Annotated in this window: 25 protein-coding genes; 15 read left to right on the top strand and 10 right to left on the bottom strand. The window is 74.9% G+C overall.

Translation table 11 applies throughout. From position 1 onward, the window contains the following. Positions 1-32: 32 nt before the first annotated feature. The 4 genes from ABEA53_RS09905 to nucS form a co-directional block, all read right to left on the bottom strand. Positions 33-1,337 carry a serine/threonine-protein kinase gene (locus ABEA53_RS09905; RefSeq protein WP_345480976.1) on the bottom strand — a complete coding sequence of 435 codons (1,305 nt, stop codon included), beginning with the start codon at positions 1,335-1,337 and terminating at the stop codon, positions 33-35. Positions 1,338-1,546: 209 nt separating this feature from the next. After that, the gene (gene zwf / locus ABEA53_RS09900) at positions 1,547-3,019 is read right to left on the bottom strand and encodes a glucose-6-phosphate dehydrogenase (RefSeq protein ID WP_345480975.1); all 1,473 of its coding nucleotides are present in this window, start codon (positions 3,017-3,019) and stop codon (positions 1,547-1,549) included. 63 nt (positions 3,020-3,082) lie between these two features. Beyond that, positions 3,083-3,754 carry an HAD hydrolase-like protein gene (locus tag ABEA53_RS09895; protein WP_345480974.1) on the bottom strand — a complete coding sequence of 224 codons (672 nt, stop codon included), beginning with the start codon at positions 3,752-3,754 and terminating at the stop codon, positions 3,083-3,085. A gap of 174 nt (positions 3,755-3,928) precedes the next feature. Further along, entirely contained in the window at positions 3,929-4,624 is a 696-nt protein-coding gene (gene nucS / locus ABEA53_RS09890) for an endonuclease NucS (RefSeq protein ID WP_345480973.1), read from the bottom strand. 152 nt (positions 4,625-4,776) lie between these two features. On the opposite strand from nucS, the gene ABEA53_RS09885 reads away from it, so the two are divergent. Together ABEA53_RS09885 and ABEA53_RS09880 are read left to right on the top strand one after the other, a co-directional pair. Then, on the top strand, positions 4,777-6,720 hold the full coding sequence (locus tag ABEA53_RS09885; protein ID WP_345480972.1) for a M13 family metallopeptidase: 1,944 nt from the start codon (positions 4,777-4,779) through the stop codon (positions 6,718-6,720). Continuing rightward, the gene (locus tag ABEA53_RS09880) at positions 6,717-7,625 is read left to right on the top strand and encodes a serine hydrolase (RefSeq protein ID WP_345480971.1); all 909 of its coding nucleotides are present in this window, start codon (positions 6,717-6,719) and stop codon (positions 7,623-7,625) included. The genes ABEA53_RS09885 and ABEA53_RS09880 overlap by 4 nt, the downstream gene beginning before the upstream one ends. Positions 7,626-7,687: 62 nt before the next feature. Here ABEA53_RS09880 and ABEA53_RS09875 read toward each other — a convergent pair whose 3' ends face one another. Next, positions 7,688-7,990, bottom strand: a complete 303-nt coding sequence (locus ABEA53_RS09875) for a hypothetical protein (RefSeq protein ID WP_345480970.1) — start codon at positions 7,988-7,990, stop codon at positions 7,688-7,690. A gap of 96 nt (positions 7,991-8,086) precedes the next feature. On the opposite strand from ABEA53_RS09875, the gene ABEA53_RS09870 reads away from it, so the two are divergent. Continuing rightward, the gene (locus ABEA53_RS09870; protein ID WP_345480969.1) at positions 8,087-8,389 is read left to right on the top strand and encodes a hypothetical protein; all 303 of its coding nucleotides are present in this window, start codon (positions 8,087-8,089) and stop codon (positions 8,387-8,389) included. A gap of 3 nt (positions 8,390-8,392) precedes the next feature. Here ABEA53_RS09870 and ABEA53_RS09865 read toward each other — a convergent pair whose 3' ends face one another. After that, entirely contained in the window at positions 8,393-9,664 is a 1,272-nt protein-coding gene (locus ABEA53_RS09865; protein WP_345480968.1) for a glutamyl-tRNA reductase, read from the bottom strand. Between the two features lie 124 nt (positions 9,665-9,788). Here ABEA53_RS09865 and hemE point away from each other — a divergent pair, with 124 nt between their 5' ends. The 11 genes from hemE (at position 9,789) to hemL (ending at position 19,488) form a co-directional block, all read left to right on the top strand. Next, positions 9,789-10,811: a uroporphyrinogen decarboxylase gene (hemE, locus tag ABEA53_RS09860; RefSeq protein WP_345480967.1), complete on the top strand. Its 1,023-nt coding sequence runs from the start codon at positions 9,789-9,791 to the stop codon at positions 10,809-10,811. Then, on the top strand, positions 10,793-12,148 hold the full coding sequence (locus tag ABEA53_RS09855; RefSeq protein WP_345480965.1) for a protoporphyrinogen/coproporphyrinogen oxidase: 1,356 nt from the start codon (positions 10,793-10,795) through the stop codon (positions 12,146-12,148). The genes hemE and ABEA53_RS09855 overlap by 19 nt, the downstream gene beginning before the upstream one ends. A 97-nt stretch (positions 12,149-12,245) precedes the next feature. Further along, positions 12,246-12,524 carry a hypothetical protein gene (locus ABEA53_RS09850; protein WP_345480964.1) on the top strand — a complete coding sequence of 93 codons (279 nt, stop codon included), beginning with the start codon at positions 12,246-12,248 and terminating at the stop codon, positions 12,522-12,524. 4 nt (positions 12,525-12,528) lie between these two features. Next, on the top strand, positions 12,529-13,032 hold the full coding sequence (locus tag ABEA53_RS09845) for a phage holin family protein (RefSeq protein ID WP_345480963.1): 504 nt from the start codon (positions 12,529-12,531) through the stop codon (positions 13,030-13,032). Beyond that, positions 13,022-13,282, top strand: coding sequence for a DUF3618 domain-containing protein (locus tag ABEA53_RS09840; RefSeq protein ID WP_345480962.1), 261 nt, complete (start codon positions 13,022-13,024; stop codon positions 13,280-13,282). The genes ABEA53_RS09845 and ABEA53_RS09840 overlap by 11 nt, the downstream gene beginning before the upstream one ends. A gap of 263 nt (positions 13,283-13,545) precedes the next feature. After that, the gene (gene hemQ / locus ABEA53_RS09835; protein WP_345481474.1) at positions 13,546-14,208 is read left to right on the top strand and encodes a hydrogen peroxide-dependent heme synthase; all 663 of its coding nucleotides are present in this window, start codon (positions 13,546-13,548) and stop codon (positions 14,206-14,208) included. Positions 14,209-14,219: 11 nt separating this feature from the next. Continuing rightward, positions 14,220-15,380, top strand: a complete 1,161-nt coding sequence (locus ABEA53_RS09830; RefSeq protein WP_345481473.1) for a ferrochelatase — start codon at positions 14,220-14,222, stop codon at positions 15,378-15,380. A gap of 19 nt (positions 15,381-15,399) precedes the next feature. Then, complete coding sequence (hemC, locus tag ABEA53_RS09825; RefSeq protein ID WP_345480961.1) at positions 15,400-16,341, top strand: hydroxymethylbilane synthase; 942 nt, start codon at positions 15,400-15,402, stop codon at positions 16,339-16,341. Beyond that, a complete protein-coding gene (locus ABEA53_RS09820) occupies positions 16,338-17,126 on the top strand; it encodes a uroporphyrinogen-III synthase (RefSeq protein ID WP_345480960.1) in 789 nt (262 codons plus the stop codon). The genes hemC and ABEA53_RS09820 overlap by 4 nt, the downstream gene beginning before the upstream one ends. Next, on the top strand, positions 17,123-18,100 hold the full coding sequence (gene hemB, locus ABEA53_RS09815) for a porphobilinogen synthase (RefSeq protein ID WP_345480959.1): 978 nt from the start codon (positions 17,123-17,125) through the stop codon (positions 18,098-18,100). Before ABEA53_RS09820 ends, hemB begins: the two co-directional genes overlap by 4 nt. Continuing rightward, positions 18,082-19,488, top strand: coding sequence for a glutamate-1-semialdehyde 2,1-aminomutase (gene hemL / locus ABEA53_RS09810; RefSeq protein ID WP_345480958.1), 1,407 nt, complete (start codon positions 18,082-18,084; stop codon positions 19,486-19,488). Before hemB ends, hemL begins: the two co-directional genes overlap by 19 nt. A 65-nt stretch (positions 19,489-19,553) precedes the next feature. Here hemL and ABEA53_RS09805 read toward each other — a convergent pair whose 3' ends face one another. Continuing rightward, positions 19,554-20,804: a multidrug effflux MFS transporter gene (locus tag ABEA53_RS09805; protein ID WP_345480957.1), complete on the bottom strand. Its 1,251-nt coding sequence runs from the start codon at positions 20,802-20,804 to the stop codon at positions 19,554-19,556. Between the two features lie 214 nt (positions 20,805-21,018). On the opposite strand from ABEA53_RS09805, the gene ABEA53_RS09800 reads away from it, so the two are divergent. Continuing rightward, on the top strand, positions 21,019-22,008 hold the full coding sequence (locus ABEA53_RS09800) for a LacI family DNA-binding transcriptional regulator (protein WP_345480955.1): 990 nt from the start codon (positions 21,019-21,021) through the stop codon (positions 22,006-22,008). Positions 22,009-22,012: 4 nt separating this feature from the next. On the opposite strand, the gene ABEA53_RS09795 is transcribed toward ABEA53_RS09800, so the two are convergent. From ABEA53_RS09795 to ABEA53_RS09785, 3 genes are read right to left on the bottom strand one after another with little or no spacing between them, the layout of a single operon-like run. Continuing rightward, positions 22,013-22,603, bottom strand: coding sequence for a GNAT family N-acetyltransferase (locus ABEA53_RS09795; protein WP_345480954.1), 591 nt, complete (start codon positions 22,601-22,603; stop codon positions 22,013-22,015). Continuing rightward, entirely contained in the window at positions 22,600-23,535 is a 936-nt protein-coding gene (locus ABEA53_RS09790; protein WP_345480953.1) for a zinc-binding dehydrogenase, read from the bottom strand. Before ABEA53_RS09790 ends, ABEA53_RS09795 begins: the two co-directional genes overlap by 4 nt. Positions 23,536-23,537: 2 nt before the next feature. Further along, entirely contained in the window at positions 23,538-24,026 is a 489-nt protein-coding gene (locus ABEA53_RS09785) for a pyridoxamine 5'-phosphate oxidase family protein (protein WP_345480952.1), read from the bottom strand. Between the last annotated feature and the right edge of the window lie 3 nt (positions 24,027-24,029).

Below are 24,029 nucleotides of genomic sequence, written 5' to 3'. Positions count from 1 at the left end.
CTCGGCGTCGCGCCTGGACGCGCCGCGGATCCTCAGTGGTGGGGGGCGTACTCGCGGAGGCGGCGCTCGAGGCGGTCGGTGAGGCGCTTGGTGGCCTTCTCGACGGCGTCGGATCGGTCCTGGTGCGACCGCTGCCAGGCGGAGACCCCGGCGGGAGCCTTCGGCGCGGGGGCCTCCGGCGCCGCATGCGTCGCGACGGGCGTGACGACCGGAGCGGGCGTCGAGACGACTGGTCGCGGCGTCGGGCGCGCCGAGTGGGAGGTCGCCCGGGGTGCGGGCGTCTCCGCGGACGCGGCAGGTGCAGCGCCGCCGGAGAGCGCGGCGATCCAGCCGCCGGCGGCGATCACGACGAGCAGCCCGCAGGCGGCGGCGAGCACGTTGCGCCGGCGGCGCTCCCGCCGCGCACCGCGGGGACGCGGCCGGGCGGTCACGGTCGGCAGCACGGCGGTGGCGTGCGCCTCCGCCGGCATGACCGTCGTCATCAGCTGCGTCGCCAGGTCGGCGGCGTCCGGGTCCTGGGCCTCGTCGGGCAGGGCGCGCACGACCTCGAGCAGCTGCTCCACCCCGGGCCGCTGCCGGGGGTCGAGCGCCGTCATGGCGGTGAGGACGCCCCGCCAGGCGGGTCCGAGCGCGGAGGGGAGGGCGGGCGGTCGCACGAGGCGCGCGGCGGCCGACTCCGCAGGGCCCCCGGGGAACGCGATGGCGCCGCTGAGCGCCTCGATGGCGAGCAGGCCGAGCGCGTAGACGTCCGTCGCGGGCCCGATCGGCCGACCGCTGACCTGCTCGGGGCTCAGGTAGGCGGCGGTGCCGACGACCTGGCCGGTGGAGGTGAGGTGGTCGGTGCGGATGTGCTGGGCGATGCCCAGGTCGACGAGCTTCACGTCCCAGCGGCCGGTGGCCGGCTCGGCGGTGAGCAGCACGTTGGCGGGCTTCAGGTCGCGGTGCACGACGCCGGCGACGTGGAGCACGTCGATGGCGGCGAGCACGCCGAGCAGCACCTTGCGGACGGCGGCGCCGTCCATCGGGCCGTCCTGCCGCAGCACGGTGCGCAGGTCGGGTCCGTGCACGAGCTCCATGGCGAACCAGACGGTGTCCGTGCCGCGCAGGCGGTCCTCGCCGGCGTCGAGCACCGCCACGAGGTTCGCGTGGTCGAGGCGGGCGAGGTACTGGGCCTCCCGCCGCAGGCGCTCCTTCTCGACGCCGCCGGAGCGGACGACCTTGACGGCGACCTCGCGGTCGAAGCGCTCGTCCCAGGCGCGGTGGACCGCCCCCATCCCTCCGGACCCGATCTCCGGGCCGAGGCGATAGCGGCCACCGAGCACCGGGATCGTCTGCACCCGACGACGCTATGCGGCCCTCCCCCGTTCGCCGGGGAGCGAACCGCCCCTTCGCCCGATCCGCGGCCGAGCGGAAGGAGCGGAGGGCCCGACCGTGACGAGCGCTGCCCGCCTCGAGAACGGAACCGATGCGCCGTACCGAGGCTCGGTCCACGAGCCTCGAAGGCGCACAGCCCTTGGATCCGCTCGCGGATCCAAGGGCTGTGAACTCAGTGGTGGGACTCGCGCCAGACGCGCTCGAAGGGGAGGCGCCAGGCGTACGGCGCGATCAGCTGGTGGATCGCGTTCGGGCCCCAGCTGCCGACCGCGTAGGGGCGCACGGGGGGCGCGTCGTCCAGCAGCGGCTGGCTGACCTCCCACAGGCGCTCGATGCCGGCGGCGGAGGTGAAGAGCGTGTGGTCGCCGCGCATCGCGTCGAGGATCAGGCGCTCGTAGGCCTCCAGCACGTCGTTCGCGTTCGCGGTGTCCTGCATGGCGAACTGCATCGACATCTTGTCGAGCCGCATGCCGGGTCCGGGGCGCTTGCCGTAGAACGACAGCGACATCTTCGAGGCGTCGGCGAGGTCGAACGTCAGGTGGTCCGGCCCCTTCGCGCCGATGCCGGAGCCCGCCGGGAACATCGACTGCGGCGGCTCCTTGAAGGCGATGGAGACGATGCGCTGGCCCTCGGCGAGCTTCTTGCCGGTGCGGAGGTAGAACGGCACGCCCGCCCACCGCCAGTTGTCGATCTCGCACTTCAGCGCGACGAAGGTCTCCGTCTCGCTCTCGGGCGAGACGCCCTGGATGTCCTTGTACCCGACGTACTGGCCGCGGACCACGTTCTCCGGGTCGATCGGCTTCATCGAGTTGAAGACCTTGTTCTTCTCCTCGCTGATCGCCTTCGGCTCGAGCGCGGTCGGCGCCTCCATCGCGACGAACGCGAGGATCTGGAACAGGTGCGTCACGACCATGTCGCGGTACGCGCCGGTCGCCTCGTAGAAGGACGCGCGCTGCTCGAGGCCGAGGGTCTCGGGCACGTCGATCTGGATCTGCTGGATGAAGTTGCGGTTCCAGATGGGCTCGAACAGGCCGTTGCCGAACCGGATCGCGAGGATGTTCTGCGCCGGCTCCTTGCCCAGGAAGTGGTCGATCCGGAAGATCTGGCTCTCGTCGAACGTCTCGTGGAGGCGGCGGTTCAGCGTGACGGCGCTCGCCAGATCCGTGCCGAACGGCTTCTCCATGATGATCCGCGAGCCCTCGACCAGGCCGGCGTCGCGGATGGTCTCGACGGCGGCGAGGGCCGCCTTCGGCGGGACCGACAGGTAGTGGATGCGCCGGGCGCTCGGCCCGAGGCGGGCCGCCGCCTCGGCGACCGCCTGCGCGAGGGCCTTGGGGCCGGCCTTGCTGGGGACGTAGTGCAGCTTCTCGGCGAAGCTGCGCCACTCCTCGTCGGTCAGGCGCCGGCGGTCGAACTCGTCGAGCGCCTCCTTCGCCTGCTGGCGGTAGGTCTCGTCGTCGAGGTCCTCGAGGGACGTGCCGACGATCTCGATGTCGGGGGCGAGGGAGGACAGGACCAGGTTCGCCATGCCCGGAAGGAGCTTGCGCTTGGCCAGGTCGCCCGCGGCGCCGAACAGGACCACGACGTGCGGTGCCGTCGCCTGGGCCGCCTTCGCGTACTGGCGCTCCACCTGCGTGAGAGTCATGCAGCGATCATCCCGCAGATCGCCGCCGCCCTTGCTGCACGGTGCGGTCGACGTGCGGGCACCTCACGGGTGATCCGGTGCTCCGGCCGCGACGAGGGCGGGCAGCTCGCCGGGCGAGGCCGCGATCGCGACGGTTCCGGCGGCCTCCTCCGGTGCGCCGTAGCCCCAGCTCGCGAGGATCGCCGGGATGCCGTGGGCCGCCGCGCCGGCGACGTCGTGCACCCGGTCGCCGATCATCACGGGACGGGACACGTCGACCCCGCGCTCGACGAGCAGCTCGAGCGCCCGGGTGATGACGTCGGCCTTCTCGCTGCGCGTCTCGTCGTCGGAAGCGCCCGCGATCACCGTGAACAGCGGCGCGAACCCGAAGTGCTCGAGGATGCGGACCGCGACGGACTCGGGCTTCGAGGTGGCGATCGCGAGCGGCGCGGTCCGGCCCAGCGCCTCGAGCGCCTCCCGGACGCCGGGGTAGGGCTCCGCCTCGAAGGCGCCGGTCACCCGGTACCGCGCGCGGTAGCGGTCGAGGACCTGCCGGGCCTCCGCGCCCTCGATGCCCGCGACGTCGCGCAGGCCGTCGAGGATCGGCGGGCCGACGAACTCGAGCAGGCGGGACGGCGGCGGCACGGGCAGCCCGAGCTCCTCGAGCGCGACGGCGAGCGTGCGGGTGATGCCCGGCGCAGAGTCCATGACCGTGCCGTCGAGGTCGACGAGCACGACCGTGTAAGGGAGGTTCAAGGCGCCGCCGTTCGGAGAGGGGGGTCGAGCACCCTAGCCCGGTCCGCATGGGGCTCAGCCCATCGGAGCAGCGGGATCCGGCGCGGTCCGACCCGGCGCTCCGCAGCGTCGGCCGGTCCACGGCCGACGGAGGAGCACAGGCTTCGATCCGCGCGCGGATCGAAGCCCATGAGCTCAGAACAGCCGGGCGGGGCCGCCCTCGACGCCGCGCATGGCGTCGTAGTCGAGGGTGACGCAGCGGATGCCGCGGTCCTCCGCGAGGGTGCGCGCCTGCGGCTTGATCTCCTGCGCGGCGAACACGCCCGTCACCGGCGCCAGGTGCGGGTCGCGGTTCATCAGCTCGAGGTAGCGGGTCAGCTGCTCGACGCCGTCGATGTCGCCGCGGCGCTTGATCTCGACCGCGACGGAGGTGCCGCCCGGGTCCTTCGCGAGGATGTCGACCGGCCCGATGGCGGTCATGTGCTCGCGGCGCACGAAGGTGTGGCCGTCGCCGAGCAGCTCGATCTGCTCCGCGAGCAGCCGCTGCAGGTCCGCCTCCACGCCGTCCTTGACGAGGCCGGGGTCGATGCCGAGGTCGACCGTCTCGTCGATCACCAGGTCGTGGATGCGGATGATCAGCACGTCGCCGGTCTTGCCGTGGGTCACGCGCCAGAGCTGCTGGACCCCGGCGGAGCGCAGCTCCTCGTCCGGCTCCTCGACGACGAGGGAGCACGGCGGGCTCATCCAGTTCAGGGGCTTGTAGGAGCCGCCGTCGGCGTGCACGAGCACGCTGCCGTCCGCCTTCAGCATCAGCACCCGCCGAGCGGGATCCAGATGCGCGGAGAGCCGCCCCGCGTAGTCCACCGAGCACTCCGCAACCACCAGCCGCACGGCGGGCAAGCCTACGGACCGCGCGGCCGCGATCCGTCCACCGCGCACGGGCGCCGCGACCCGCCTCCGACCAGTCGAAGGTGCGCTCCGGGTCCGCCCGACCCGCGCGAGCCCTCCCGCGACCGGGGGGTGGGCGCTCCTAGACTCCTCCCGTGGCCGAACCCGAAGGCGCGGCAGTCCCCGCGCGCATCCAGGACGACCTCTACCGCGCCGTCAACGGCGAATGGCTCGCGACCGCGGAGATCCCCGCGGACCGGGCGCGCTCGGGAGCGTTCCTCGACCTGGTCGACGGCGCGGAGATCGCGGTGAGGGCCATCGTCGAGCGGGCCCAGCAGGCCGAGCCCGGCACCGAGGCGCGCAAGATCGGCGACCTCTACACGTCCTTCATGGACGAGGAGCGGGTGGAGGCGCTCGGCGCCGCACCGCTCGCGGAGCCGCTCGGCCTCGTCGCCGCCTCCGACTCCGTCGCGACCGTGCTGTCCGTGCTCGGCACGCTCGAGCGCCGCGGCGGCGGCAGCCTCTTCCGGCTCTTCGTCGACAACGACCCCGGCGACCCGAGCCGCTACCTCGTCTTCTTCGAGCAGGGCGGCCTCGGGCTGCCCGACGAGCGGTACTACCGCGAGGACGACTTCGCGACGCATCGTGCCGCCTACCGCGGGTTCCTCGTCCGGATCCTGTCGCTGGCCGGGCTCGACGACGCGGAGGCGCGGGCCGATCGCGTGCTCGCGCTCGAGACCGAGATCGCCGGCACGCACTGGGACGCCGTGGCGACCCGCGACGTGCAGGCCACCTACAACCCCACCTCCTGGGCGGCGCTCGTCGCCGAGGCCGGGGAGGGCGGCGCGCTGCTCGAGGCGTGGGCCGCGGGGCTCGACGCTCCGGTCGGCGCGCTCGACACCGTCGTCGTGCGCGAGCCGGGCTTCGTCTCGGGCGTGCTCGGCCTGCTGACGGCCGACCGGCTGGAGGCGTGGCGCGACTGGCTCGCCGTGCGCGTGATCCGCCCGCTCGCCCCGTACCTCTCCTCCGCGTTCGTCGAGGCGCACTTCGCCTTCACGGGCACCGCGCTCACCGGCGCGCAGGAGCTCAAGGCGCGCTGGAAGCGCGGCGTGGGCCTCGCCGAGGGCGCGATGGGGGAGGCGGTCGGCCGCCTCTACGTGGAGGAGCACTTCCCGCCCATCGCGAAGGTGCGGATGGACGTGCTCGTCGCGAACCTCGTCGCCGCCTACCGCGACTCCATCTCCGGCCTCGACTGGATGGGCGAGGACACCCGCGCGCGTGCGCTCGAGAAGCTCGGGAGGTTCACCCCGAAGATCGGCTACCCGGCCGTCTGGCGCGACTACTCGGCGCTCGAGGTGTCGGCCGACGACCTGGTCGGCAACGTGCGCGCCTCCAGCGCGTTCGAGTTCGACCGCGAGCTCGGCAAGATCGGGAAGCCCGTCGACCGCGACGAGTGGTTCATGACGCCGCAGACGGTCAACGCCTACTACAACCCGGGCATGAACGAGATCGTCTTCCCGGCCGCGATCCTCCAGCCCCCGTTCTTCGACCCCGACCGCGACGACGCCCTGAACTACGGCGGCATCGGCGCGGTGATCGGGCACGAGATCGGGCACGGCTTCGACGACCAGGGCTCGCAGTTCGACGGCGACGGCCGGCTCGAGAACTGGTGGACGGAGGCGGACCGCGCCGCGTTCGAGGAGCGCACCTCCGCGCTCATCGCCCAGTACGACGCGCTCGTGCCCGAGGGCCTGACCGACCACGTCAACGGCGCGCTCACGATCGGCGAGAACATCGGCGACCTCGGCGGCCTCACGATCGCGTGGAAGGCCTACGTGCTCTCGCTCGAGGGCGCCGAGCCGCCCGTGATCGACGGCGAGACCGGTGCGCAGCGCTTCTTCCGCAGCTGGGCGTCCGTGTGGCGCGAGAAGCGGCGCGAGGCCGAGGCCAAGCGTCTGCTGACCATCGACCCCCACTCCCCGCCCGAGTTCCGCTGCAACCAGATCGTGCGCAACCTGGACGAGTTCGCGGCGGCGTTCGACCTCACCGAGACGGATGCCCTGTGGCTGGATCCGACGAAGCGGGTCACGATCTGGTGACCGCCGCTCCTGCCGAGTCCAGACGGGCTCGGCAGCGCGGCGGCGACGAGCAGGCCAGGCACCGGGGCGAGGCGGTGCGCGCGGACTTCACGGACGGCTTCACCGCGCTCGCGCACCTGGCGCTCGACGGCGCCCAGGTGTCGGCGAGGGTGATCGACCTGCTGTCCGGCAAGGCGCTGTTCTCCGTCGACGACCACGTCGTGCTGCCGACCGCCAGCGTCGGCAAGGTGCTGCTGCTGCTCGAGATCGCCTCCCGCCTCGAGGAGCAGGTGAACACCCGCTTCGACCTGCTCGACCGCGCGCCGGAGGACCTCGCGTCCGACGCCGGCGTGTGGCAGTACCTGCACGCGCCGAGCCTGCCGCTGACCGACCTCGCGGCGCTGGTGGCGGCGACGAGCGACAACCTGGCGACGAACGTGCTGCTGCGCGCGGTCGGCCTCGACGCCGTGCGGGCCCGCGCGGACTCCCTCGGCCTCAAGCGCACCGCGCTGCTCGACCGCGTGCGCGACCGCCGCGGGCCGGACGACGCCCCGCAGCTGTCCGTCGGCTCGGCCGCCGAGCTCACGACCCTGTTCGCCCGGATCGCCCGCGGGGAGGCGGTCAGCCGCGCGGTCTCCTCCCGCGTCTCCGACTGGCTCGCGCTGAACGCGGACCTGTCGCTCGTCTCCTCCGCCTTCGCGCTCGACCCCCTGTCGCACGTGCGCAGCGACCACGGACTGAGCCTGCTGAACAAGACGGGCTCGGCCCCCGGCGTCCGCAGCGAGGCCGGCGTGCTGCGCGGGCCCCGCTCCTCCGTCGCCTACACGGTGACGATCGAGTTCGACGACGCCGTGCACACCCGCCGCCTCGCGGTGCTGCAGGCGATGCGCACCATCGGCATCGGCATCCTCGAGTACGTCTGCTGAGTCCGTCGCCGCGCGATCGTCCGCGACTCAGGACCGTCTGCACCGCCGAGGATCCGGCGAGGTCAGGCGACGCGGTTGCGGGGCGGGCGGCCCTGGACGGTCTCGATCCAGCTGCCGCTGCCCGCGAAGGGCGCCTTGATGCGGCCGCCCGAGAGCACGCGCTCCAGGTCCTGCTCCATGCCCGACACGTCGCCCGGGTCGGGCAGGTCGTCGAGCATGCGCAGGAACTCCACGACCTGGTGCCCGGGGACCGCGGCGTCGCGGCCGCCGGACCGGGTGCTGTAACCGCGTTTCCAGACCTCGCGCTGCACCCGGTTCGCCTCGTCGACCGGGATGCTGCGGGGGATCACGACGCGGTAGGACACCGCTCGAGGATACGCAGGTGCTCCGGGCGCATCAGCGCTTCTGGTAGGCCGCTCGGCGGATCCGTGCGCGACCGCCGCGGTGCCACACTGCGGACCATGACCCCGTTCGACCCGGAGACCGGGATGCGCGTCGAGGAAGCACCGGCGGCGGGTGCGACCGCTGCGCGGGACACGCGCCCTCGCCGTCAGCCGAATCCGTTCCTGCTCGCACTGACGGCGATCTGGCTGCTCGCGGGCGCCTCGGGACTGCTCGCCTGGCGGACCGGGGTGGGGACCGATGCGGTGCAGGGGGACCCGATCGCGCTCCTGCTCGCGACCATCTGCGTGCTCACCGCGGTCGCGGCGGGGGTGGCGCACCTGGCCGTGCTGGCAGTCGGCTGGCGCCCGCCGGAGGAGTAGGGCTCAGCCCGCGAGCTGCGAGCCGGGCTGCTCGCCCGCGGGGCGGGCGGCGTCGGGTGCCAGGCCGTACAGGACCTGCACGGCTTCCGCGAAGCGCTCGCCCTCGCCGGCGGCCGCGAGCTCGCGAGCCCGGGCGGAGGGGGTGTGCACGAGCACGCCGGCGAGGTGGCGCATGGCCCGCTCGACCGCCTCCGTGGCCTCGCCACGCCGGCGGAGGCGCTCGAGCTCCTGGTCGACGAGCTCGAACACGTGGGCGCGGTAGGCGACGACGGCCGGGGTGACCGCGGTGGCGCGCTGGTCGGCGCCGTACTGGTCGACCGCCTCGGCGATCAGGGCGCGGGCGTCGTCGGTCGCCTGCAGCTCGGGCAGCGGGGCGTGCTTGCCGATGGTCTCGAGGTCGAGCAGCTCGACGTCGGGCAGGTGCGCGACGTCCGGCTCGACGTTGCGGGGCATGCCGAGGTCGACGATCAGCTGTCGCGCGGGCTCCTCCACCACCGAGCGGGCGCGGCGCAGCCGCTCCTCGTCGAGGATCGGCGCCGTCGCGATGCTGCAGGAGATGACGATGTCCGCGAGGGCGAGCCGGTGCGGCAGGTCCTGCCGCTCGACCGCGACGACGCCCTCGCGCTTCGCGAAGAGCAGGGCGCGGCCGCTCGGGGAGTAGACCGCGATCTCCCGCACGCCGCGGTCGCGCAGCGCGGCGAGCGTCGCGCGCGCGTAGGTGCCCGTGCCGATGAGCAGTACGCGCGTGGTCGACCAGTCGGCGACGCGGCTGCCGGCCAGGTCGAGCGCGAGGCGCACGATGTTGCGGCCCGCGGTGCCCACGCGCGTGTGCTGCTGCACCGCGCTGGAGGTGCGGGAGGCGCGCTGGAACAGGCGCTCGAGGTCCGGGGTGGTCGTGCCGACGCTGCGGGCGGTCTCGAGGGCGCGCGACACCTGGCCCGCGATCTCGGCCTCGCCCACCACGAGGGACTCGAGCCCGCTCGAGACGGAGAAGAGGTGCCCGGCGATGTCCGCCTCCTCGTGCCGCACGGCGATGCCGGACAGCTCGGCGCGCTCGACCCCTGCGGCGGCGGTCGCGAAGTCGAGCAGCGCGTCCGCCCCGGCGGTGCCGTCGTCGGCGGTGTCGAGGTAGGCCTCGAAGCGGTTGCACGTGGCGAGCAGCACGCCGCCGCGGACGTCGGTCCGCGTGGCGGCGAAGCGGGCGAGGGTGTCCGCGGAGATCGTCGCGAGCCGCTCGAGGACCTCGAACCCCGCGCTGCGGAAGTCGGCGGTCACAGCGGTCAGCACAGCCGGAGATTCGGCCAGTCGTCGAATCCGGGTCCGGCGCCGTGCCGCGGAACGATCAGGCGCCGTGCAGCGCCGGAGGCCGTCGCGGCCGGACCTGGCAGGATGCCCGTCCGTGTCGACCGAATCCGCGCTCCTGCAGGCCTACCGGGGCGTCCGCCCGGAGCGGCTGCCCGTCTGGTTCATGCGGCAGGCCGGCCGGTCGCTGCCCGAGTACAAGGCGACGCGCGCCGGCACCGCGATGCTCGACGCCTGCCTCACGCCGGACCTCGCGGCGGAGATCACGCTGCAGCCCGTGCGTCGGCACGGGGTCGACGCGGCCATCTTCTTCAGCGACATCGTCGTGCCCCTCAAGCTGGCCGGGGTCGACGTCGACATCGTGCCCGGCCGCGGGCCCGTCTTCGCCCGCCCGATCCGCGACGCGGACGACCTCGCGGACCTCGTCGCCCACGACCTGCCCGACGACGCGCTCGCACCGATCGAGGAGGCCGTCGCCCGCACGATCGCCGGGCTCGGCGACACGCCCCTGATCGGGTTCGCCGGCGCGCCCTTCACCCTCGCGGCCTACCTCGTCGAGGGCGGCCCCTCCAAGGACCAGCTGCGCGCCCGCACGCTGATGCACGCGGACCCGGAGGCGTGGCGGACCCTGGCGGACTACCTCGCCCGGATCTCCGGCGCCTTCCTCCGGGCGCAGGTGCGTGCCGGGGCGTCGGCCGTGCAGCTCTTCGACTCCTGGGCCGGCGGCCTGTCGGAGGCGGACTACCGCGAGCACGCGCTGCCCGCCTCGACCACCGCGATCGCCGCCGTGGACGGGGCCGTGCCGGCCGTGCACTTCGGCACCGGCACCGCCCTGCTGCTCGGCGCGATGCGGGACGCCGGCGCGGACGTGATCGGCGTCGACCACCGCGTGCCGCTCGACCGCGCGTCCGAGGTGCTGGGCGGCACGACGCCGCTGCAGGGCAACATCGACCCCGCGCTGCTCGCCGCGCCCTGGCCGGTGCTCGAGCGCCACCTCGAGGAGGTCGTGGCGGCCGGCCGGGCCGCGCCAGCGCACGTGCTGAACCTGGGCCACGGCGTGCCGCCCGAGACCGACCCCGGTGTGCTGACCCGCATCGTGGAGTGGGCGCACCGCAGCTGATGCGCGCCGTCGTCATCGGGGGAGGCGTCGCCGGCCTCGTGGCCGCGCGGCGGCTCGCGCTCGCCGGCTCCGAGGTCGTGCTGCTGGAGGCGGGCGACCGCGTCGGCGGCCGGGTCGCCTCCGTCGAGCTCGCCGGCATGCGGGTCGACACCGGTGCGGAGAGCTTCGCGTCGCGGGGCGGCGCCGTGCGCGCCCTGATCGACGAGCTCGGCCTCGGCGGCGACGTGCAGGACCCGAGCGGGTCGGCCTGGGTGGCGCTCGCCGACCGCACGGTGCCGCTGCCGGTGGGCGGACTGCTCGGCATCCCCTCCTCCCCGCTCGCGACCGACGTGCACCGGGTGCTCGACACCCGCGGATCGCTGCGCGCCTACGCCGACCGCCTGCTGCCCGTCGTGAAGGTCGGCAGGTACGAGCGGCTCGGGCCGCTCGTGCGCGGGCGGATGGGCGATCGGGTGCTGGAGCGGCTCGTCGCCCCGGTCGTGCAGAACGTCTACGGCGCGGACCCCGACGAGGTGCCGGTGGACGCGATCGCGCCCGGGCTGAACGCCGCGATCACGCAGACCGGCACGCTCTCCGGCGCCGTGCTGCGGCTGCGCGCCGCAGCGCCCCCGGGGGCGGCCGCGCAGGGGATCGCCGGCGGGGTGCACCGCGTGACGGACGCGCTCCTCGAGTTGACGCGGGGGCTCGGGGTCGACGTGCGCACCGGCGATCCCGCCCTCGGCGTGCATCCCGCACCGTTCGGCGGCCTGATCACGGTGACCACCGCGCGCGAGGACCTGAAGGTCGACCGGGTCGTGCTCACCGCCGACGGGGCGGCCGCGCTCGACCTGCTGTCCGACGCCGCGCCGGATCTCGCCGCCCTGCCGCGGCCCGCGGCCTCCCGCAGCCGCGCCGTGCTGCTGCTCGTCGAGGACGCCCGGCTCGACGCCGCGCCGAGGGGGACCGGCGTGCTGCGCGCCGCCGGGCGGCAGGGCGTCAGGGCGACCGCGGTCACGCACCTCACCGCGAAGTGGCCGTGGCTCGGCGAGCGCGCCGGCCGCGGGCGGCACCTGGTGCGCCTCGCCTACCGGGGCGCCGAGGAGGTGCCGGACGCGGTGGCGGCGGCCGACGCCTCCGCCCTGCTCGGGACCGACGGCCTGCGCATCGCCGACCGCACCGACGCGGTCTGGACCGACTCCGCCCCCGCGCTCGCGCCGGAGACGATCGCGATCCGCAGGGCGCTCGCCACGACCGTGCTGCCCGACGGGCTGCTGGTCGCGGGCTCGTGGGTCGCGGGCACCGGCCTGGCCTCCGTGGTGGCGTCCGCGGAGCAGGCCGCCCGACCCCGAGCCTCCTGATCATCTGTTGGAAAGATCCTGAGCACTCAGTTCGTGCTCGATACAGTGGCGGCTGTTCTCTTGCGAAAGAGCGACTTCCGAGCAAAAGGGGTGAGCCATGCAGGGCCGAATTCTCTTCGTCGCCGGTGCAACGATCGGGTACGTGCTCGGTGCGCGCGCCGGACGGCGTCGTTACGACCAGATCAAGGCCGCGGCGGACCGCGTCTGGAACGACCGCAACGTGCAGAAGAGCGTCAACGACGTCGTCGGCACGGTGCAGGGGTTCGTGAAGGAGAAGGCGCCGGAGGTGCAGGACGCCGTCGTCGGTCAGGCCAAGAAGGTCGCCGCGAAGGTGAAGAAGGCCGACGACGACGGCGCTCCGTCGCCGTCGATCTGATCCGATGGCTGACAACGACACGAGCCGCCCGGCCACGGCCTTCGCGGTCGGCCCGGAGAGCGGCGACCGCGGTCGCCGCTTCCGCGTCGGCGGCAAGGACGGCGCGGGCAGGGACGGCGACAAGAAGACCGTCTTCTCGCTGATCGGCGAGCTGCCCGGCATCATCACGACGCTGATCCGCGACGAGATCGAGCAGCTGAAGCGCGAGCTCATCAGCCGCGTCAAGGCGATCGGCATCGGCGCCGCGTTCTTCGTGGTCGCCGCCGTGCTGCTTTACTTCGCGGCGTTCCCGCTGATGGCGGCGATCGTGATCGGCCTCGGCCAGGCGCTGCCCTACTGGCTGTCCGCGCTCATCCTGGGCGTGCTGCTGCTGATCATCGCGGCCGTCTTCGTGCTCATCGGGGTGTCCCGCCTCAAGAAGGGCGTGCCGCCGGTGCCGAAGGAGTCGGTCGACAGCGTGAAAGACGACGTGAAGGCGTTCAAGGGGGTCCAGCAGTATGACCGATGACAAGGAACGCGCGCTCTCCGAGATCCGGTCGGACATCGAGGCGACGCGGCAGAAGCTCGCGGAGACCCTCGACGCGATCGAGGACCGCCTCGACGTGCCGAAGCGCCTCCGCGCGCTGCTCGAGGACGCCCTCGAGCGCCTCGACGCGCTCCGTCAGGAGCGGCCCGAGGTCGTCTACGGCGCCCTCGCCGGCATCGGCGGCCTGCTCGCCGGCGTCACCGCGCTGATCATCCGGTCCGCGCGGCGCTGACCGGTCGCGACCCCTCGCGGGTCGTCCCGACGCCGCGGCGCCGGTCCCTCCCGGGGCCGGCGCCGCAGCGCGTCGCGCCCCCTCCCGCTGGAGCGCGGGCGCGAACCCTCCCGCTGCACGAGCGCCCATCGGCGGTGATGCAGACTGGACGGGGTCTGCGCTGACGCGACCCCGGGGGCGCCCGAACCGGGCGCCGTCCGTCGTACGGGTCGCAGCCGCCCGCGGCGACGAAGCACGTGCTGCGAGCGAGGAAGTACCCCACGATGACGAACGAGGGCTGGGCCCTCTGGGCCGTGTTCCGCCGCGGGCAGGCCGGGCAGGTGCCCGGCGACTCGTCGGCCGCCCACCTGGGCGACGTGCTCGAGGAGCTCGCGGGCAAGGGCATCACCACCCGCGGCGTGTACGACGTCTCCGGCCTCCGCGCCGACGCCGACGTCATGTTCTGGCTGCACGGCGAGGACCCCGCCGCGCTCCAGGCCGCGATCCGCCGCGTCCGCCGCACTGCGCTGCTCGCGCCGCTGGCGTTCACGTGGAGCGCGCTCGGCGTGCACCGCGACGCCGAGTTCAACCGCTCCCACGTGCCCGGCTTCCTCCGGGGCGAGCGGGCGCGGGACTGGCTCGCCGTCTACCCCTTCGTGCGCGGCTACGACTGGTACGTGCTGCCCGAGGACGACCGCAAGCGCATGCTCGCGGAGCACGGGCGCAAGGGCGCCGCGTACACCTCCGTGGTCGCGAACACCGTCGCCGCGTTCGCGCTCGGCGACTACGAGTGGATCCTGCCGATGGAGTCCGACTCCCTGACCGACCTGGTCGACATGATGCGCGACCTGCGGGCGACCGAGGCCCGGCTGCACGTGAACGAGGAGACCCCGTTCTTCACGGGCCGCCGCATCACGCTCGACGAGGTGCCGGAGGTGCTCTGGTGAGCGCGATCAACATGGGCGCGGTCCGCAACGCGTCCGGCCCCGCCTCCTCCGGACCGGAGCACGTCACCGAGCCGGTCGACTACGACGGCATCCTGCTCGCCAGCTTCGGCGGGCCGGAGGGGCAGGACGACGTCATCCCCTTCCTCCGCAACGTCACCCGCGGCCGCGGCATCCCGGACGAGCGGCTCGAGGAGGTGGCGCACCACTACCGCCACTTCGGCGGCGTCTCCCCGATCAACGCGCAGAACCGCGCGCTGAAGGCGGCGCTCGAGACCGAGCTCGCCGCCCGGGGCGTGGACCTGCCCGTCTACTGGGGCAACCGCAACTGGGGCCCGTTCCTCGCGGACGCGCTGCAGGAGGCGGCCCGCGACGGCTCGACGAAGCTGATCGCGATCGCCACCAGCGCCTACAGCTCGTACTCGTCGTGCCGTCAGTACCGGGAGGACTTCGCGCGCGAGCTCGACGCCACCGGCCTCGCGGACACGATGGTCATCGACAAGGTGCGCCAGTACTTCGACCACCCCGGCTTCGTCGCGCCCTTCACGCAGGGCGTCGCGGACGGCCTCGCCGAGCTCGAGGCGAAGCTGCCGGGCGTCGACCTGGCGACCGAGGCGCACGTGCTCTTCTGCACGCACTCGATCCCGACCGGCGACGCCTCCCGCAGCGGCCCCGCCGCCCGCGGCTTCGGCGAGGGCGGCGCCTACGCGGCGCAGCACAGGGCGGTGGCCGAGGTCGTCATGGCCCGCTCCGGCCGCGACGTGCCCTGGGACCTCGTCTACCAGTCCCGCAGCGGGCCCCCGACGCAGCCGTGGCTCGAGCCGGACGTCAACGACGCCCTGCGCGACCTGGCGGCGAAGGGCGTCAAGGGCGTGCTGCTCGTGCCGCTCGGCTTCGTGTCGGACCACATGGAGGTCATGTGGGACCTCGACGAGGAGGCGACGGAGACGGCGCAGGAGCTCGGGATCGTGTCCGTGCGGACGCCGACCCCGGGCGTCGACCCGGCCTACGTCACCGGTCTCGTCGACCTCGTCCTCGAGCGCGTGCACGGCACCCCGCCGGCGGAGCGCCCCGCGGAGACCGACCTCGGGCCCTGGTACGACGTGTGCCGTCCCGGCTGCTGCGAGAACGCGCGCCTCGGCTTCCGGCCCGCGGTCTCGGGCCTGCAGCCGTGACGCCGGCGCTGGGAGGGTCGTGACGATCCGCCTCGGCACCCGGGGGAGCGCGCTCGCGCTCGCCCAGGCCGGCCACATCCGCGACCGCATCGCCGCCCTCGGCGAGCCCTGCGAGCTCGTGACGGTCACGACCGCCGGCGACGTCTCGCGCGCCTCCCTCGCCCAGATCGGCGGCACCGGGGTGTTCGCGGGCGCGCTGCGCTCCGCGCTGCTCGCCGGTCAGGTCGACCTCGTCGTGCACTCGCTGAAGGACCTGCCGGTCGCGCCCGCGCCCGGCCTCGTCGTCGCCGGGGTGCCCGACCGCGAGGACGCCCGCGACGTGCTCTGCGCGCGCGACGGGCTCGACCTCGCGTCGCTGCCCGCCGGGTCGCGCGTCGGCACCGGCTCCCCGCGACGCCACGCCCAGCTCGTGGACCGCCGCGACGACCTGGAGGTCGTCGACCTGCGCGGCAACGTCGACAGCCGCCTCCGCCGCGTGACGGACGGCGAGCTCGACGCCGTCGTGCTGTCCCGCGCGGGCCTGGCCCGGCTGGGCCGGCTGGACGCCGTGACCGAGGTGCTGCCGCTCGACACCTGGCCCACCGCGGCAGGGCAGGGCGCGCTCGCGATGGAGGTCCGGGAGGCCGACGTCGACCCGTCCGGCCCCGTCGGCAGGGTCGTCGCCGCGCTGACCGATCCCGCCGCCCGCGACGCCGCCTCCGCCGAGCGCCGCGTGCTCGGGCTGCTCGAGGCCGGCTGCGCGGCGCCCATCGGCGTCGCGAGCGTCGTCGACGAGGCGCACGCCGTGCTGTGGGCCAGCGTCCACCGCCCCGGCGGCGGGGAGCGGCTCGACCGGCGCCGCGAGGTGGACTTCACCGCCGACGAGCGCGGCGCCGCCCTGGCCCTCGCGGCCGACGGCCTCGCCGCGGACCTGCTCGCCGCGGGCGCCGCCGAGCTCGCTCCCCTGGGGGCGTCGTCGTGACCGCGGGCAAGCCGCTGCTCGGCTGGCGCGTGCTCGTGCCGCGGGGCGGCCCGTGGGGACACGGCGTCGCCGCCGAGCTGCGCGCCCGCGGCGCGAGCCCCGTCGTCGCCCCTTCCATCAACTTCGCCGGCACGGCCGACGAGGAGGCGCTGGACCAGGCGCTCGCGCGGCTGCAGGCCGGCGACTACCACTGGCTCACCGTCACCAGCGCGACCACGGTGGACGTGCTGTCCGCGCACCGGGCCGTGATCCCCGAGCACACGCAGATCGCCGCGGTCGGCGAGACGACCGCTGCGGCGCTCGGCGCCGCCGGCTACCGGGTCGACTTCGTGCCGCGCCGCGACAACTCCGCCGGCGGGCTGCTCGCGGAGTGGGGCGAGGCGACCGGCGGCACCGTGCCGCTCAAGATCCTCGCGCTGCGCAGTGACATCGCGAAGCCGGTGCTCACCGACGGCCTCCGCGCCTCCGGGCACGACGTCGACTCCGTCGTCGCCTACCGCACGGTCGGCGTGCCGATCGCGCCGGAGACCGTGGCCCGCGTCTCCGCCGGCCAGTTCGACGCGATCCTCGTCACCTCGGGGAGCGTCGCGAACCAGATCTCCGTGCAGATCGGGCTCGTCCCGTCGCGGACCGTCATCGCGTGCATCGGTCCGCGCACCGCCGTCGACGCCGAGGCCGCGGGCCTGCGCGTCGACATCGTCGCCCGTGAGCGCAGCAGCGAATCCCTCATCGACACGCTCGAGGAGTTCGCCGTGCGCCGACCCATGCAGGGACCCGTCTCATGACACTGCCAGTCCGCCCCCGACGCCTGCGGCAGACCGCCGCCGTGCGACGGCTCGTCGCCGAGCACCGCCTCGACCCCGCCCAGCTCGTGCTGCCGATGTTCGTGCGCGAGGGCATCGACGAGCCCCGCCCGATGCAGTCGATGCCCGGCGTGCTGCACCACAGCATCGACAGCCTGCGCCGGGCCGCGGCGGAGGCCGCCGAGGCCGGCGTCGGCGGCGTCATGCTGTTCGGCGTCCCCGAGCACCGCGACGGCATCGGCTCGGGCGCCACCGACCCGGACGGCGTGCTCAACGCCGCCACGCGGGCCGTCGCCGCGGAGGTGGGCGACGCGATCGTCGTGCAGACGGACCTCTGCCTGGACGAGTTCACCGACCACGGCCACTGCGGCGTGCTCGCGGCCGACGGCTCCGTCGACAACGACGCCACCCTGCTGCGCTACCGCGAGATGGCGCTCGCGCAGGCCGAGGCCGGCTCGCAGCTGCTGGGCCTCTCCGGGATGATGGACGGCCAGGTCGCCGCCGTGCGCGAGGTGCTCGACGCCGCCGGCCGGTCCGACGTGCTGCTGCTCGGCTACGCCGCGAAGTACGCCTCCGCGCTCTACGGGCCCTTCCGCGAGGCCGTCGAGTCCACGCTGCAGGGCGACCGCCGCACCTACCAGCTCGACCCGGCCAATCGGCGCGAGGGCCTCCGCGAGGCCGTGCTCGACGTGGAGCAGGGTGCGGACGTCGTCATGGTGAAGCCCGCGTCGTTCTACCTGGACGTGCTCTCCGACGTCGCGGCCGCCAGCCCCGTGCCGGTCTGGGCCTACCAGGTGTCCGGCGAGTACGCGATGATCGAGGCGGCCGGGCGGAACGGCTGGATCGACCGCGACCGGACGATCCTCGAGTCGCTCACGTCGATCCGTCGAGCCGGCGCGGACGCCGTGCTCACCTACTGGGCGGTGGAGGTGGCCGGATGGCTTCGGAGCCGCTGACCCGCTTCCCCCAGCCCTCCGACGACGTCCCGCCGGGCGGGCTGGACGCTGCCCCCGAGGCGTTCGACGGCAACGCGCGGCTGTTCGAGCGCGCGCAGCGCCGCATCCCGGGCGGCGTCAACTCCCCCGTGCGCGCTTACCGGTCCGTCGGCGGCGCCCCCCGCTTCGTGACGCGGGCGACCGGGCCGTACGTGTACGACGCGGAGGACCGCGAGTACGTCGACCTCGTCGCCAGCTGGGGCCCCGCCCTGCTCGGGCACGGCGACGCCCGCGTGGTCGACGCCGTGAAGGCGGCGGCGGACCGCGGCCTGTCCTTCGGCGCGCCCACGGAGGGGGAGGTCGAGCTCGCGGAGCTGGTGCACGACCGCCTGCACCGCGACGGCCGGACGCCGATCGAGCGCCTGCGGCTCGTGTCGACCGGCACCGAGGCCACCATGACCGCCGTGCGGCTCGCCCGCGGCGCGACGGACCGGCCGCTCGTCGTCAAGTTCGCCGGGCACTACCACGGGCACTCCGACGGCCTGCTCGCCGACGCCGGCTCCGGCGTCGCGACCCTCGCACTGCCCGCGTCCGCGGGCGTGCCCGCCGCGATCGCGGCGCAGACGCTCGTGCTGCCGTACAACGACGAGGCGGCGCTGCGGCTCGCCTTCGAGCGGCACCCGGGGCGCATCGCGGCCGTCATCACCGAGTCCGCGGCCGCGAACATGGGCGTCGTCGCCCCGCAGCCGGGCTTCAACCGGTTCCTGGTCGACACCGCCCACGCGCACGGCGCGCTCGTGATCTTCGACGAGGTGCTGACCGGGTTCCGCGTCTCCGCGGGCGGCTGGTGGGCGCACGACCCGGACGGCGCCCTCGACCTCGACCTGCTCACCTACGGCAAGGTCATCGGCGGCGGCCTGCCCCTGGCCGCCCTCGGCGGCCGGGCGTCCGTGATGGACCTGCTCGCCCCGGTCGGCCCCGTCTACCAGGCGGGCACCCTGTCGGGGAACCCGCTCGCGGTGGCCGCGGGCCTCGCGACGCTCCGCGCCGCCGACGACGAGGTGTACGCCCGCGTCGACGCCGCCTCGCTGCGGGTGCAGGCAGCGGTCACGGCCGCGCTGACGGAGGCGGGCGTCGCCCACGCGATCAGCCGGGCCGGGAACCTCTTCAGCGTCGCGTTCGGCCTGACCGAGCCGCCGAAGGACTACGACGAGGTGCGCACGCAGGAGTCGTGGCGCCACCCCGCGTTCTTCCACTCGATGCTCGAGCAGGGCGTGAGCCTGCCGCCGTCGGTGTTCGAGGCCTGGTTCCTCACCGCCGCGCACGACGACCGCGCGCTCAGCCGGGTGGAGGAGGCGCTGCCCGCCGCAGCCCGTGCCGCAGCGGCCGCGACGGCCCCCACCGAGTAGCCCGCCGCCAGGCGGCGGTCCACCACCTCCGGCGGGCAGGACCGCCGCTCGGGGGCGGAGCCGCGTCAGGCGATCGGCGGCACCGTCCGCGGCCGCACGAGCAGCAGGAGCGCGGCCGCGGCGCACACGGCGCCGATCGTGGCGACGATGCCGATCGACGACGCGGCGGCCGCGCCGAGCAGGCCCACGATCAGCGGCACGATCGCCGCGAGGCCGAAGTTGCCGGCGCCGAGCAGGCTGGCGGCGGTGCCCGCCTCCTCCCCGTGGTGCAGCAGGCCGAGCACCTGCACGCACGGGAACGTGAAGCCGCACGCGGTCATGAAGACGCAGAGCGGCACGATCACCGCGACGAGCGGGGCCGGGTAGAGCATCGTCGTCAGCAGCGCGACCGCGCTGAGCAGCTGCGCCGAGATCGTGCCGACGAGGATCCACTGCGGGCCGATGCGCCGCATCACCCGGGCCGCCAGCTGCGCGCCGAGGACGACGCCGACCGAGTTCGACGCGAACACGAAGCCGTACTGCTGCGGGCTGAGCCCGTACGTCCCCTGCAGCAGGAACGGGGACACGGCGAGGTAGGCGAACAGCCCGGCGCCCTGCATCGCGCCCACGATCGCCGCGCCGACGAAGACGGGGTCGCGCAGCACCGCGCGGTAGCGCGCGCGGGCGGTCGCGTGCACGCTACTCGCCCGTGCGGTGGTGGTCCGGGTCTCGCCGATGCCGACGGACGCCAGCACCAGTGCCGCGGCGCCGTAGATCGCGAGGCAGACGAAGAGGCCGCGCCAGTCGAGCACCGCGAGCAGCTGGGAGCCGATGAGCGGGGCGAGGATCGGCGCGGCGCCGATGACGAGCCCCATGTTGGCGAGCGTGCGGACGAGCCGGTGGCCGTGGAAGAGGTCGCGCACCATCGCGGACGCGACCACGCCGCCTCCCGCCGCACCGATGCCCTGCAGCAGGCGGAGCGCGGCGAGCACGCCGATGCTCGGCGCCATCGCCGCGCCGAGGCAGGCGAGCACGTGCAGCGAGGTCGCGACCAGCAGCGGCACGCGGCGGCCGAAGCGGTCGGAGAGCGGCCCGACGACCAGCTGGCCCAGCGCGAAGCCGATGACGGTCGCGGAGAGGGTGAGCTGGATCGCCACGTCGGAGGTGGCGAACGCGGCCTGCACGGCCGGGAAGGCGGGCAGGTAGAGGTCCGTCGTGAACGGTCCGAGGGCGACGAGCAGGCCGAGGATGACGACGACGGCGGTGCGGGCTCGAGGGCGGAGCGCGTCGCCCGGCGAGACGGGGCGGGCGGGGACGGATGCGGTGTTCGCGGACATGACGGTCCAGAGGGTTCGCGGGCGGCCGAGACGCGACCACGCGGTGCGCTCGGACACGGGCGGCACCGGATCCGGCGTCGATGCTCGTGGAGGCATGGAGAGGCTCGACCTGCAAGCGATTGCGGAGCAAGCGCCTCCCGGCGCGTCGTAGCGTTGTCGCGCCGGATCCGCACCGGCGGGGGAACGGGGAGGCATGGCGGCGACGATCCGCGACGTGGCCAGGCTGGCGGGCGTCTCCGAGGCCACGGTGTCCCGCGCCCTCCGCGACCTGCGGCACGTCGCGCCCGAGACCGCGGAGGCCGTGCGCGCGGCGGCGGACCGCCTGGGCTTCGTGCCGTCCCGCAACGCGGCGGCGCTCGCCACCGGCCGCCCCCAGGTCGTCAGCGTGGTGACGCCGACGCTGGTGTCCTGGTTCTACTCCTCCGTCGTCGACGGGGTCGACTCCGTGCTGCGGCAGGCGGGCTGGGCCACGAGCCTCGTCAACCTCATCGAGGCGGACGGCACCCGCCGGCGGCTGACCGGCGCGGCGCTGCAGGCCGGGCAGGCGTCGGCGCACGTCGTGATCGGCTTCGGGCTCGACGAGGCCGAGCAGGCCGTCGTGCGCGGCGCCCGCGTGCCGCTCGTCACCGTGGGCGGCTCCTTCGAGGGCGTGCGGGGCATCGGCATCCCGGAGGGGGAGGCGGCGCGCCTCGCCGTCGGCCACCTGCTCGCGCTCGGCCACCGGCGCATCGGGCACGTCGGCGGGGACGGCGAGCCCGGGCTGAACGACAGCGTCGTCGGACCGCGGCGCGACGCCTGGGCGTCGATGCTGCGGGAGGCGGGCGTCGAGCCCGAGCCGTGGTGGTTCGCCTCCGGCGGGCTGGCGCTCGAGGCCAGCCGCGACGCCGCGGAGCGGCTGCTCGACCGGCCCGACCGGCCGACCGCGGTGTTCGCCGCGACGGACGAGACCGCCTACGGCGTCCTGCTCGCGGCGCAGCGGCTCGGGCTGCGCGTGCCCGGGGACCTGTCGGTCGCGGGGCTCGACGACCACGCCTTCTCCTCCGCGTACGGGCTGACGACCGTGCGCCAGTCCCCGATGGAGCAGGGGGCGCGGGCGGCGGCGCTGCTGCTGCACGACCTCGGCGTGCGCCGCCGGGCGGTGAGCACGGCTCCTGAGCCGATCGAGCTCGTCGTGCGCTCGACGACCGCCCCGCCGAGCGCCTGATCGCTCAGCGGACCCGGAGCGTCATCACCGGTCGGGCCGGCGCCGGGCGGGCCGTCTCGGCGAAGCCCGTGCGTGCGAAGAGCCCGGCGGTGCCGTGCCAGAGCTCGGCGCTGCTCGCCTCCGGCCGCGCCGCCCGGTCGACGGGGTAGCCCCCGATCGCGCGCGCGCCGTGCGCCTCGGCGTGCGCCACCGCGGCGGCGAGGAGTCCGGCCGCCAGCCCGGCGCCGCGGTGCTCCCGGCGGACCACGAAGCAGGTGACCGCCCACACGTCGGGGGCGTCCGCGGGCTCGGTGCTGCCGCTGCGCACGACGCGGGTGCGCAGCACGCCCGCCTGCGCGGGGCGCGGGGCGACCCGGACCCACCCGGCGCCCGCGCCGTCGACGGTCGCCACGAGGGCCGGGGCGACCGCCGCGTCCGCGAGCTCCTCGCGGAGCGCGGCACGCTTCTCGTCGCGGGAGGCGGCGTCGAAGGCGCTGCGGGTGCCGAGCAGGAACCGGCACCAGCACGAGCCGCCGTCCCCGCCGCCGGTGAGCGCGTGCTCGACCAGCGCGAAGGCCTCCGCGCTCGCCGGCTGGATCCGCACCTCGCCGCTCATCGCTGCAGGTCCACCGCGATCCGCCCGCGCACGTGTCCGGCGAGCACGTCGTCCGCGGCGTCGAGGGCCTCCGCGAGCCCGACCGTGCGCTCGGTGAGCCGGTCGACGACGTCGCCGTCGATGCGGGCGGCGAGCAGCTCCCACGCGGCCCGCCGGAGGGAGGGGGCGAGGTCGACCGAGAAGATCCCCGCCAGCGTCACCCCGCGGAGGATGAACGGCAGCACGGTGCCGGGCAGATCGGGGGAGCCGGCCAGGCCGCACGCGGCGACCGTGCCGCCGGGCACGGTCTGCGCGATCGCGTTGACGAGCGCGCCGCCGCCGAGCGAGTCGACCACCGCCGCCCAGCGCGGGCTCTGCAGCGGCCGGCCCGGCTCCGCCGGCAGGCGGCCCACCACCTCCGCGGCGCCGAGGCCGCGCAGGTGGTCGCCGAGCGCCTCCGCCCGCCCGGTCGCGGCGTGCACCTCGCGGCCGAGCGCGGCGAGCAGCGCGACGGCGAAGCCGCCGACGCCGCCTCCCGCGCCGGTCACCAGCACGGGCCCGTCGGGCAGGCCGGCTCGTTCGAGCGCGAGCACGGACAGCGCCGCGGTGACGCCGGCGGTGCCGATCGCCGCGGCCTGCTGCGGGCTGAACGCGCTCGGCACCGGCACCGCGGTCGCGGGGTCGATCGCCACGCGCTCGGCGAGCCCGCCGTCGACGCGCTCGCCGAGGCCGGCGCCCGTCACGACCAGCACCGTCCCGTCGGCGTCGCGACCGACCACGTCGATGCCCGGCACGAGCGGCAGCGACCGCAGCACGCCCGGCCGCCCCGCGATCGCCAGGGCGTCCTTGTAGTTGAGGGAGGACCACAGCCCGGAGAGCACGGTGCCGGTCGGGTCGGCGTGGTCCGCGAGGGCCGCGGCCGCCCCTCGCTCGGTGGCGACGAGGGCGCGCACGGTCAGCCGTCGAGCTCGACGGTGCGCGCCTCGCCCACGTTCGGCCGCCCGCCCGTGACGGCCGCCTTCGCGTACTTGAAGAGGACGAGCGGCTTCGGCTCGTTCGTGGACCAGTACTCGGCGGTGTGCGCGACGACGCGCAGCAGCGCGACCTTCGGGTCCCGCCGCCCCTCGGTGAACCAGGCCTCCGCGCCCGTGTCCCACAGCTCGTCGATCTTCGCGGCGTCCCGCACGACCTGCGCCTCGCCCGACAGCGACACCCAGCCCTGGCCCGACTGCAGCGACACGTTCACCTGCGCGTTCGCGCGCACCTCGGTCGTCTTGTGCGACGGGTCCTCGGTGAAGAACCAGAGGTCCCCGTCGAACTCCCGCTCCTTGACCGACATGGGGCGGCTCACGAGGTGCCCGTCCGCGTCGGTGGTGGTGATGATCCCGATGCGGGACTTGTCGATCAGCACGCGCAGGCGCTCGATCTCCTCCGTGGTTGCCATGGC

This window comes from Amnibacterium soli, from assembly GCF_039544415.1.
GTDB classification, from domain to species: Bacteria; Actinomycetota; Actinomycetes; order Actinomycetales; family Microbacteriaceae; genus Amnibacterium; species Amnibacterium soli.
The sequence above is the reverse complement of the archived record's forward strand: the minus strand, read 5'-3'. Positions and strand labels throughout refer to the sequence as shown.

Bases quoted from the DNA above. Each gene is read 5' to 3' on its own strand.
- zwf (WP_345480975.1), bottom strand. From the start codon at position 3,019: ATGACTCTCACGCAGGTGGAGCGCCAGTACGCGAAGGCGGCCCAGGCG.
- ABEA53_RS09870 (WP_345480969.1), top strand. From the start codon at position 8,087: ATGACCCCGTTCGACCCGGAGACCGGGATGCGCGTCGAGGAAGCACCG.
- ABEA53_RS09850 (WP_345480964.1), top strand. From the start codon at position 12,246: ATGCAGGGCCGAATTCTCTTCGTCGCCGGTGCAACGATCGGGTACGTG.
- ABEA53_RS09845 (WP_345480963.1), top strand. From the start codon at position 12,529: ATGGCTGACAACGACACGAGCCGCCCGGCCACGGCCTTCGCGGTCGGC.
- ABEA53_RS09840 (WP_345480962.1), top strand. From the start codon at position 13,022: ATGACCGATGACAAGGAACGCGCGCTCTCCGAGATCCGGTCGGACATC.
- hemQ (WP_345481474.1), top strand. From the start codon at position 13,546: ATGACGAACGAGGGCTGGGCCCTCTGGGCCGTGTTCCGCCGCGGGCAG.
- ABEA53_RS09830 (WP_345481473.1), top strand. From the start codon at position 14,220: ATGGGCGCGGTCCGCAACGCGTCCGGCCCCGCCTCCTCCGGACCGGAG.
- hemB (WP_345480959.1), top strand. From the start codon at position 17,123: ATGACACTGCCAGTCCGCCCCCGACGCCTGCGGCAGACCGCCGCCGTG.
- hemL (WP_345480958.1), top strand. From the start codon at position 18,082: ATGGCTTCGGAGCCGCTGACCCGCTTCCCCCAGCCCTCCGACGACGTC.
- ABEA53_RS09805 (WP_345480957.1), bottom strand. From the start codon at position 20,804: ATGTCCGCGAACACCGCATCCGTCCCCGCCCGCCCCGTCTCGCCGGGC.
- ABEA53_RS09795 (WP_345480954.1), bottom strand. From the start codon at position 22,603: ATGAGCGGCGAGGTGCGGATCCAGCCGGCGAGCGCGGAGGCCTTCGCG.
- ABEA53_RS09785 (WP_345480952.1), bottom strand. From the start codon at position 24,026: ATGGCAACCACGGAGGAGATCGAGCGCCTGCGCGTGCTGATCGACAAG.